Source organism: Acinetobacter stercoris (assembly GCF_900323515.1).
Lineage (GTDB): Bacteria > Pseudomonadota > Gammaproteobacteria > Pseudomonadales > Moraxellaceae > Acinetobacter > Acinetobacter stercoris.
This window is the reverse complement of sequence record NZ_OOGT01000243.1, coordinates 1-5,348: the sequence shown is the minus strand read 5'-3', so window position 1 is coordinate 5,348 and position 5,348 is coordinate 1. Positions and strand designations below refer to the sequence as shown.

The following is a 5,348-nucleotide window of genomic DNA, read 5'->3' as shown; positions in this document are numbered from 1 at the left end:
ATTTAAAAGTAACTAGTTAATTATGCAGGTAAATTTTGATTTTTTAAAAAGTTTGGGGATTACATCACGCAATCGTGTATTACATTTAAGTATTTCAGATTCTATTTTAGGTTCTCAAGTCTTTTTACATGCATGTAGCATTGAACAAAAAATTAATGGTGGTTTAGATGCACAATTAATTTGTTTATCTACGAATGCCCATTTGCAACTGAAGTCATTCATAGGCTGTCAGGCAGCTATAGATGTGCAAACTGATCGTGGTCAATATGTCAGAACAACTGGAATCATAGTTGGAGCAGAGCAAGGGCAGTCTGATGGAGCATTATCAATTTATAAGTTGGTGTTAAAAGATGCATTTTCCCTGTTAGATTTGAAAAGAAATTCTAGGGTATTTGAAAATAAGTCAGTCATAGACGTTATCGAAATACTATTTAAAGACTGGAAGAAAAACTCACCACTGTTCGCGTCTAGTCTCAGTTTAGATACCAGCCTTTTAAATAATGACTATGACATTCGCCCTAATGTTATCAGCATAAATGAACAGGAAAGCACATTTGTAACTCGGCTTTTACGTTCAGAAGGCGTAAATTGGTTTATTGATGAAGATCAATTGATTGTGGATAGCCCCGATACTCCGATTCAGCCTCAAAAGTTCAAATTGATTGATGATAATAGCCAATTTAATAGATTGCCAAGAGGGATGTTAAGCTACCATCGGAGCGACGCAACAGAAAAATTTGACTCGATTACATCCTTTAGATCAGTTCGGAGATTGCAGCCAACTTCCGTGCATATTCAACGATGGCATGCAGGAATACTGGAACAAGAAGATGGAGCAGGGAGTGTTTTATCAAGTCATAAACATAGTTCACAAATCGATAATTCTGCGTTTAATGTAGAGCAGTCATGGTTAATGTCACCTGCATGGATTAGTGACTTAAATGGAGAGGATGGGACTACAAAAGCGACCCTCAGACAAGTCGATCGGCTAAATTCGAACCTAAAAAAATATTATGATATGCAGTCTAAACATTGTACTGCGATATCATCGGTACGTGATGTTGCACCAGGATACTGGTTTGAGTTTAATGAACATCCTGAGATCGATACACATACAGGTAGCGATAAAGAATTTTTAATCCTTGAGAGGTCGTCCTATTTTCAAAATAACTTCCCCAAAGATATTTCTGATCAGATAGACAACTTGTTAGAAGATAATCAATGGCAATTAAATATTAGTCATAAAGAAGAAAGACAAATAACAAAGTTAAAACTCATAAGAAAAAATATACCAGTCGTACCTGAATACGATCTTATAAAGCATAAACCTACGGCTTATCCGATGCATATACGTGTTGTTGGTGTGCAAGGGGAAACAGTACATGTGGATGAGTGGGGCAGGATAAAAGGACAGTTTTTATTTTCAAGGCAGCAAGACAATACTCATGATGGTGGAGCAGGTAGCAATATTAATGATACTGATTCTGCATGGTTACCTGTACTCACAAGTTGGGCTGGTGAAGGGTTTGGAGCTAGATTCTTACCGCGTGTGAACGAAATCGCCGTTGTATTTTTTATGAATGGCGATATAGACCGCCCGTTTGTATTAGGACGACTACATGAAGGTGATAGACATCCGACCAAGTTTGATACTTTGGGTAAATTGCCCGATACCCGATATATCAGTGGGATAAGGACCAATGAAATTGGGGCATCAGGCTATAATCAGCTTAGATTTGAAGATAGTACGGGTAATATCAGTGCTCAATTACAGAGTACATATGCTGTTACACAGTTAAATCTGGGTAAATTAAGCCATCCACGCGCAGATGAGTCCTTTAGTGGTCGTGGTGAAGGTTACGAACTACGTACAGATGCCTATGGTGCTTTACGTGCTGGAAAAGGGATGCTGATCACTACATATGGACAAAGTAATGCATCGGCTAATCATTTAGATGCAGCAGAAGCACAAAAACTGTTAGATCAAGCAAAGAGTAGTATGAAGTCGCTCAGCGATTTGGCTATAAGACAAAAAACGGATGCTTTAAATGTAGTAGGTCGTTTACCTAAGCTTATCGAGTCCCTACAGATCAAAAGTACAAGCCAAGCTTTAAATGCCACATTAGAGATATTTAAAGAGGGAATGGCAAATGACCCGATTAATGCACTAAAAAACTGTGGAGGATTTTTAACAGATATCACTCAACTTGGTGGAGGTTCAATCACCGATATCGTAAATGATTTTAATCAAGCTTTTGAAAATCCATTAAATGCTTTAGGTAATGTTAAAGACTTTATTGAAAATGTTGAGGACTTTGGAACTGATCTAGTCAAAAATAAACTGGTTGAGTTAAAAAATAATTTTAAAAATGATCCATTCTCTGCATTACAGAATGCTAAAAATGTGTTGTCTGATATAGATATTAATGACTTTAACCTGTCAAATCTAACAAATGCCTTGAGTGGTGGGGCTGGTGGTCTATCTGGATTATTGGGTTCAGTGCAAGGCTTTATGCAAAATATGGGTGAACAGTTAACAGAGAATAATAGTGTTAATAATAAAGAAAACGGAACACTGTTTAGACAAGCTTTGATGTTGTTTGCCTCCCCAAGCGGTATTGCGATGGCAACGGAAGAAGACTTTATTGTTAGGGCAACGCAAGATATAGGACTTAGCACAGGAACAACTTATAACGTAAGTGCTCAAAAAAATATCGTGATGCAAGCACAAGCAAAGGTTAGTTTATTTGCGGCATCAAACGGGTTGAGTGCATATGCAGGAAAGGGTGTTGTAGACATACAGGCACAAAATGGTGCAATGAAACTCTATGCCAAGGAGAAAGTTGAGATTATTTCAACTGGCGATACAGTCCATATTAAAGCGAAAAAAATAATACTGGAAAGTGAAGATGGGCGGATCACGCTCGGTCAGGGGATATTGAGTGAAACAAGCCGAAAACATGAAATAAAAGCAGGGCAAATACAAACGTATGCAGGGGTGAAATACTCTTTAAATTTACCAATATTGCCTTTTTCTGAGCTTAATGACGAATGTCCAATGGATAGTTTAGCTAAATAAGTTAACTAATTGTTTTAATAAAATTTCGGGGATAATAATGGGTACTTATAAAATCCAGAAAAATACAAACCAAGGAAGCACGACAGGGGCTAACAATAATCAATCGACAAGTATCAATCAAAACAGTACGAGTAATACAAATGCAACTACGCCAAATACACAGAGTAACTCCAACGTACCGCCTATAAAGAAAATACCGTTGCAGTTTACTATACCGCAAGTCGATATCAGTAAGATAAAAGGTCATTTATGTACACAAGCTAAAGCATTTGAAATGATCAGGGAAAAACTACCAAATCTAATGGGAGACTACTATCAAACTGATAAAAATGGCAATGAAGATTGGGTCGACTCGCAAGGAAGTACAGCCAGTGGTAAAAGTAAAATGAGAAGAAATGTTAAGGGAAATGATGAAATCTTATACTTCTATAATTACAGTTGGAATGATTCATATGTTGATCTAAAGTTTGATCCAGCGATGAACGTATTTTACTTAGAGAAAAAAGTACAATTTGCACCTTATAAAGTTTTTGATAAGACAGGGAATGAGGTTAAATACGATCACAATAAAATGATGGGGACACTAGAAAAACAATTTAATTTTGTCATGCAACCAATCACGACAGATGATAACGACTTTTTAAAAGATAAAGAAACCAAAGTTAATCAAATCCTGAATCAAAATGGTTACTACCTTGCTGCGACGCGCTGTAAAAAAGACGGAGGCTGTAGCTGTAAAATCCCTATCATTTTTAAAGTTACGTATTCATTAACTAACTCTACATCACCATTGGTTATACGACTATTTGAAGATTCAGAACGAGCAAATGCTGCTAATTATTCAAAAGTGGAAAGAATGAAAGTAAAAATAGAAAAGCTAGGGGGAGTTAAACCAATAATAGTTGAAGAAAACAGAGAATACGATGCAACGGTAACATTTACCCATGAAACAGGACATTTGTATGGATTTCCCGATGAATATTTTGAAAATGGCGGAGCTGTACACAAGATGTATATCGACCCAAATACACAATTGGTCGATGTAAAAAAAGCCGAGCCTAAAGATGACTGGAAAAGAAACGGAGGGGATAATCTCATGTGTGGTAGAGGGGTATATACGTTACCACTCATACCTGCTTACTACTTGGAAGTGTTTAGAAAAAGGTTCGAAGAAAAGACAGGAATAGAGATAGAAATAAAATGCTAAGACTAATTTTTATAATATTAATGACTATTTGGGGAATAACAATGTCACATGCTACAGATTTATCAAAACGTATTAAATATAAATATACATGGTCATGGAAAGAAGCACTTCGATATCCAAATTTAGATAAGACAATTTTTATAAGTGAAGATAATACAGTTGTTTATGCTGATCTATATGGAATGGAAAGTGTAAATGATACTAAAGATAATTTTGGTATATATGAATTTAAATTAAATCAAGATGATTTAGATAAATTAAAAATAATGAATAGTATTTTTAGAAATAAAAATAATGATGAGTATTTCATGGTTAGAAGAACCAGAGATGGTTTTAGTTTTGGAGAATATAATTATAAGAAAGAATGGATTGAAAAGGAGTATCCTACAAAATTTGATAATGGAGAATATAAAATCGAAGACTGGTATTCAGATAAAGTAAAAAAAGAGTATGTATTAAGGAATAAAATAAGTGCAGGTATAGATGCACTATATGAGAATAAAACAACAAACAAGACTCTGGTAAAAAAAATCAGTACATTAAGCATAGATAACTCTATATCATATCTAGAAAAAGAACATGGGCTNGAGATTGTNGTTAGTTNTAAAAANATAGGAAATTATGATATTAATATAACCAGNCCNTATCAATTANNAGAAGAACCGAAAACAATAATTACAAAAAATAAGACTTTGTTTGATTGCTGGTTTAGTTTTATTGTGGCTGGAGATGCAGATAATGAGGAAGGATACGTTGGAACACGTATAAGCTTATTGCCTAAATTCTTAAATTTGATCAAAACAAAAATATCTATACAACCAGAAGCTAAATCAATAACGATACCAGCGAATAAAACAGTTAATTTATACTACTTTATTCCAAATGATGAGGTTGAATATTATAAGGATATAAATGATTTTGAATCAGAGAAATTTAAATTTAATTTTAATGAAGTAAAGAATCCAAACTATCGATATATGTCTTACTTACAAATTTGGATAGGTCCGTTTAGTAATTATTTCTTTTGGGAATCAAATTACCAGAGCGTTAATTCTATAAGAT

The 5,348-nt window shown here is 34.7% G+C and carries 2 protein-coding genes; both read left to right on the top strand.

The genetic code is table 11. From position 1 onward, the window contains the following. Positions 1-22 precede the first annotated feature (22 nt). A complete protein-coding gene (locus tag KPC_RS17600) occupies positions 23-3,079 on the top strand; it encodes a type VI secretion system Vgr family protein (protein WP_121975636.1) in 3,057 nt (1,018 codons plus the stop codon). Positions 3,080-3,116: 37 nt separating this feature from the next. Beyond that, complete coding sequence (locus KPC_RS17595; RefSeq protein WP_121975635.1) at positions 3,117-4,286, top strand: RNA-binding protein; 1,170 nt, start codon at positions 3,117-3,119, stop codon at positions 4,284-4,286. Positions 4,287-5,348: the final 1,062 nt, after the last annotated feature.